Source organism: Chamaesiphon sp. (assembly GCF_041737865.1).
GTDB lineage: Bacteria > Cyanobacteriota > Cyanobacteriia > Cyanobacteriales > Chamaesiphonaceae > Chamaesiphon.
Genome location: NZ_JBGSQZ010000168.1, coordinates 1 through 5,449 on the forward strand (window position 1 = coordinate 1; position 5,449 = coordinate 5,449).

Genomic DNA, 5,449 nt, shown 5'->3' on the forward strand with positions numbered 1-5,449 from the left:
TAATTCTCCGCCAAAGTTACGGTTTTGCTAGTTTCAAATCGATGAGAGAAAAACTGTTGGCTTGCTTATTCAAATAATCTCCGCTCCGCTCCGATCATTTGAATAAGTTTAAATTATCACCCTAAGTACAGGAGAGCCAACGCTGGACTGTTGAACGTACTTATGGCTGGTTGCACTGGTGTCGCCGTCTCAATGTTGATTATGAACGTTTACCTGCTTCTTCTGAAGCTTTTATTCATATTGCCATGATCCGACTTATGCTACGGAGACTTGCCTGAATCTTTTATACTCTCCGTATTTCCAAACATCCTCTAAGGGCTGTTGCTTTTACTAGTCCTCATGTATTGGTGCAAGCTGTGAGCTAATATGTCAGTCCGCGAAGGCGGACTTTGCAACACTAGCCACGATTTTAATCGTAGGCATTCCAGTCGGTAAGCTGTCAAACATTTAAAACACTCTTTTTGTCCTCTAGAACCTTTGCTGTAAGAGATTCAGTCAAAAGATTTAGATATAAAACAGCTTAGCAACTCACGCTAACTAATAATTTGTAACTGGGACAAATCCTCAATCGACACATTAGCCATCATCAAAGGCTGCATCGATCGACCCCAGGAGATGCCGATACAGCCCGCTGCACCGCCTTGACTGCCCATCATCATATCCCAGCTACTATCGCCAACCATCAGGGTTTGCGCGGGATTTACGCCGATTTCCTGACAAGCAAATTGAAACAGGCGCGGATCTGGTTTAGCGAACTGGAGATCGGAACCTAAAAGTACCTGAAAATGAGGCTGTAGCTTATGGTAATGAGCAAACTTGACAACTTGACTGGTAGTTGCGGCGGAGATGATGCCTAATTTTAGCCCTGCACCTGCGAAAGATTCGATCGATTCTTGACAGCCAGGAAACATCGCATTGGGGGTAGATTCCATCACTCGATCGACTTCGCTAAAAGCTCCACGTACAATATCTAGAGCCGCACTCCATCCTCTCCCCGTTTCGGCAATATAAGCCGCCGCCGCAATTTCATTTTCGGAGCGACTACCCACCGCTTGCAATCCGGCTGGATCTAAGCCACCATCGTTTACCCCAAATGCCATCAGCAGCGGTTCGCCCACACCAGGGATTTGAGCGTCAATTAGTCGTGCCCGTTTTTGGGCGAGGTTGCGAAGATAATCCCCAGAGTCTTCCAGGGTACCATCTTTATCAAAGATGATTGCTTGAATATCTGTAAACTGGCGGTTGAGACAATTAATCGAAATCATGAGGCAATCTAATGATGGGAGCTATTGAATTGAGCCACTATCCTTTATACCCTACCTGCTAGAAAAATTAAATAATAAATAATATTGCGATCGCGAGGTATGAGTGGGATAGCAGTGCAAGATCGAGAATATAGCTAACTAGTTTAACAATCCTTTGAGGATCGAATTTTCATCAGTAGACCTCCTGTAAAAGTAAAACAAAATCTTTTCTAGTATTATTTTCATCTGGAGTTTGCCCTAAAGCCTAAAGCCTGACTTTAGCAGGAAGTCTAGTCAACCGCTCGAATTATCAAAACCATCGAGACTCATCTCATCACCAGCTAATTTAAGAATTAGATAGGATACTATACCAATGATTCAAAATATTTTAATCGCTGTCGCTGGATTGGGAAAGTGCGAACAGATGCTGAAAATGATGATGGAAATTCCGATCGTCAAAGGGGCAAACGTCACTATTTTACATGTAGTGACTCCGCAAGTCTCCGCCGAGCTGATGTCTCAAAAGCTCACCGCTGGCGGTAAAATCCTGGCTGAAGCGATCGAGTATCTCAAACTAGATCCCGCTAAAGTCAATGTCAGACTCAAACAAGGCGATCCTAAAGATATTGTCTGTCAAGTTGCTGACGAGGAAAATTCCGATCTAATTATTATGGGTTCGCGGGGACTAAATCGGCTCCAGTCGATCCTCTCCAATTCTGTTAGTCAGTATGTCTTTCAGCTTACTTCTCGCCCGATGTTATTAGTAAAGGATGATGTTTCCATCAAAAGTATTTCTAAAATCATGGTGGGATATGACAACTCTGTCCCTGCTCAAGCATCGCTAAAGTTAGCACTCTCCTTTTTACGAGAAATTAAAGGTAGTCAAATCCTCATCACTCAAGTGAAAGCCACTGAAAAATCTGCCGCTGCAATTATCAAACCAGAACAAGATCCGATCTTTGCACCTGCGATTAATGAAGCAAAAAAACAAGGCGTAGCTTATAAATGTATTGTCTTTGCTGGCGAACCTGGTCAAGAAATCTGTAGAGCTGCTGAGGAGTTTAACGCCGATCTCGTGATGCTTGGTTCGCCAGATCGTCGTCCTTCGATCGCTAAAAACTTACCAGATCTCGATCGCCTATTAGGTAACTCAATCTCTGACTATGTGCGGGTAAAAGCACCCTGTCCCGTACTGCTGAGTCGCGCTGCGGGTTAGGTTTTAAGTTTTAGGTTTGAGGTTTTAGGTTTGAGGAAATATCCTAATTTACCTCAAACCAGCCAATTACCTAAAATAACTTAGCTTGCCGATCGAAGCAATCCAAATCAAGACTAAGATATCAAAGCAATATCCCCAAAATCTTTGTTTTTTAGATATCTTCAAGCTGTGTCGAATTAGCCACGCCCCGATCGCCAATAGTGGCATCGATCCAGAGGTAATACCAATAAAAGTCCAAACGCCAACATCATAATATCCACCAGCTTCGATCGTAATTAGTTTGATAAAAGACGCAATATAAACACATAGATGAATGCAGAACTGCGCGAGTGCAACTATCCTAAATAATTTACCCGCCGCTAACTTCTGGATGAGATTTTCATTGGGCGATCGATCGCTCATATATAGTAATCCTATTTGATTTGTGAGAATACTGTAGGGTGTGTTATCCCGGAGGGTAACGCACCAGAGTCAATGCTAAATTCACACCCAGCTTGACAGATCGACCAAAAAATCGCCCATACTGCTAAAATTGACAACTAAACACTCTGTAAATCACTCGTGCAAATCCGTTTGATGTGGGAAGATCCAGCCACAGGAGAACGCAAAGAACCCCTGTTAACTGTCCCAATTGCTTTGGGACGGGAATTCGAGCGACTTCCCGATCTCATCGATGGGCAACGCGTTTGTCGGATTGTATTGAGTAGTTTGGACGTATCCCGCTATCATGCCTCGATCGAGATCCACCAAGATCGACTGACAATCGTCGATCGAGGTAGTAGTAATGGCATTATTATTAACGGGCAAAAACAGACCCAAAGTCAGATCGTACCTGGAGATGTCATCCAAATTGGGAATTATCAGATCGCGATCGCTATTCCCAGTAATGTCCAACTTACAACGCCAGCCAGTCAATCCCAAATCGGATTTAACTCTGTCACCAATCGTCCAGATCCCCGAATTACGCCACCACCTGTAATTCAGGTGAATAGTTGTCTACCCCCGATTTTCCAACAGCAACAGATCGATCCTCAAGCCATCCACGCCACCGGATTGCCTGTAGAAGAAGTAGAATATGCCACCATCGGCGGCGGCTTGGGAAGTTTTATCTGGGTAGATTTGCTGCGAATTGGTGGGGTGAGTACCGAGCAGGTGCGAGTATTGGGAATGGAGCAACAACCCTACGGACGCTATCAGCAACTCTGTCTCAACGCTCAGATCGTCCCCCAGGAGCGGCTCAGATCCCCTGCGGATGCTTGTCCTGACAATATTTGGGGCTTTCCTAATTATGCGACCTTAGAGGCGACTAGAGGCATTGCCAAGGGGAAACTCCGATCGAGTCTCGGACACATCTGGCAGGTATTTGCCGAACCCACGCTGGCGGCTACTTATACCCCCAAATCTGGAGATGTCATCGCGGCGATCGATCGGGAAGCAGCACGGATTAGTTGGCGCAAAATGATTCGGACTGCTCACGTTCAAGCAATTCGGAAGACTACAGATGGTCGTTATGCGATCGTCTATACCTGCCAACAACCGACTGATTATGCCTGTACGATCGCACGGTACGTCCATATTGCCACTGGCTATCCCGCACTCCAATTTTTGCCAGATTTACAAGCCTATCGCGATCGCACCCAGGATTTCAAGACAGTAGTAAATGCCTACGAACCGCACGAACATATCTATGAATCTTTAGCTACATCTGGGGGAACGGTACTATTGCGCGGAACGGGGATTGTCGCCGCCCGAATTCTTCAGAAACTATACACATTACGACGTAGTAACGAGCAAGTCGAAATCAAAGTAATTCAATTACTTCGCTCTGCAAAAACCGAAGGTAATAAATACGGTTTAGCCGAGCGAAAAGTCGAACACAATTACGAATTCCAGCCCTTCAACTGGCCGAAATCTGCTTGGGGAGGACAGTATAAAGCGACTCTCGAAACTGCCACACCAGAACAACGTCAGCACTTACTCGCCGATTGGGGCGGTGTGACAACGATGAATCGTCCCGACTGGCGCAGAATCATCACTGGCGGCATCAATAAAGGCTGGTATCAGATCTTCTACGGCGAAGTTCAGCAAGTCTTACCCCATCCTACTCATGATGGCACGATTACCACCGTGCGCGGATCGGGAGTCCAGAGCGACATGCAGTTAGAATCAGACTTTATCATCGATGCTACCGCTGTAGATGCGCCAATCATGGCAAGTCCACTCCTCCAAGATTTGGTGCAGCAATATAATTTACCAATCAATCAGCTCGGTAGACTGACTGTTACGGCTGACTTTGAATTAGCTGCAATGGCAAACCAATCGGGTAAAGTTTATGCGTCGGGAGCCATTACTTTAGGCAATTACTATGCACCTGTAGATAGTTTTTTGGGGTTGCAATACGCAGCTTTTGAGATTACCCAAGATCTACTCTCGCGGAATGCCAAACAACTACAGCCGCTGGTTTTATCTCGATCTTTATTTCAATGGTGGAAATGGATGAATAATCGATCGCCAGATTAAATTTAGTAGTCTCACATTTTGCACCAGCGACGCGCGCTCGTCGGGTTTCCCGTAAGCGCAAAGCGCAGGCTACGCCAACGCGCAGCGGATCGCAGAGATGGTTTAGCGGCGGTTTTATTCGGAGCATCAGTGACAGGTTAAGCCTGTAAGCTAACTGTCAAGAGAGTTTGAGAAGCTGGTTGGAAGAAAAACGGGTCGTCAGGATGCCTGTGTTCAGGAAAAGGGGCAATAATCAACTTAACATTGGGTTTACGGATAGTTTTGACAACACCTAGATCCTGATTCTCACCAGCAGCCCAAGGTGAACGCACCAAAATGGGGTACATTTCGATCGATAAAAATTAAAACAGCCAATTCAATAGTACTTGTCAACTAGTTGCCATCACGACAATATCAACTGAAACTAAAATCAAATATGAGATTGTATTAATTAAATTTAGTGCAGCATAAAGCTTGACTAAATATCTTT

5 protein-coding genes and 1 pseudogene are annotated in these 5,449 nt (G+C 45.1%); 3 read left to right on the forward strand and 3 right to left on the reverse strand.

Features of this window, described 5'->3' with window-relative positions; all coding sequences use genetic code 11:
* Positions 1-137: 137 nt before the first annotated feature.
* Positions 138-278, forward strand: a pseudogene (locus ACEW9J_RS12845) (transposase); the annotation flags it as partial.
* Positions 279-533: 255 nt separating this feature from the next.
* On the opposite strand, the gene ACEW9J_RS12850 reads toward ACEW9J_RS12845, so the two are convergent.
* A complete protein-coding gene (locus tag ACEW9J_RS12850) occupies positions 534-1,265 on the reverse strand; it encodes an HAD family hydrolase (protein WP_373545514.1) in 732 nt (243 codons plus the stop codon).
* Positions 1,266-1,617: 352 nt separating this feature from the next.
* Here ACEW9J_RS12850 and ACEW9J_RS12855 point away from each other — a divergent pair, with 352 nt between their 5' ends.
* Entirely contained in the window at positions 1,618-2,460 is an 843-nt protein-coding gene (locus ACEW9J_RS12855) for a universal stress protein (RefSeq protein WP_373545515.1), read from the forward strand.
* Positions 2,461-2,526: 66 nt separating this feature from the next.
* On the opposite strand, the gene ACEW9J_RS12860 is transcribed toward ACEW9J_RS12855, so the two are convergent.
* Entirely contained in the window at positions 2,527-2,862 is a 336-nt protein-coding gene (locus ACEW9J_RS12860) for a hypothetical protein (RefSeq protein ID WP_373545516.1), read from the reverse strand.
* A 159-nt stretch (positions 2,863-3,021) separates the two neighbouring features.
* Here ACEW9J_RS12860 and ACEW9J_RS12865 point away from each other — a divergent pair, with 159 nt between their 5' ends.
* Entirely contained in the window at positions 3,022-4,980 is a 1,959-nt protein-coding gene (locus tag ACEW9J_RS12865) for an FHA domain-containing protein (protein ID WP_373545517.1), read from the forward strand.
* A 137-nt stretch (positions 4,981-5,117) separates the two neighbouring features.
* Here the strand turns inward: ACEW9J_RS12865 and ACEW9J_RS12870 are convergent, their stop codons facing one another.
* Positions 5,118-5,306 (reverse strand): hypothetical protein, encoded by a 189-nt coding sequence (locus ACEW9J_RS12870; protein WP_373545518.1) that lies wholly within the window; start codon positions 5,304-5,306, stop codon positions 5,118-5,120.
* Positions 5,307-5,449 lie beyond the last annotated feature (143 nt).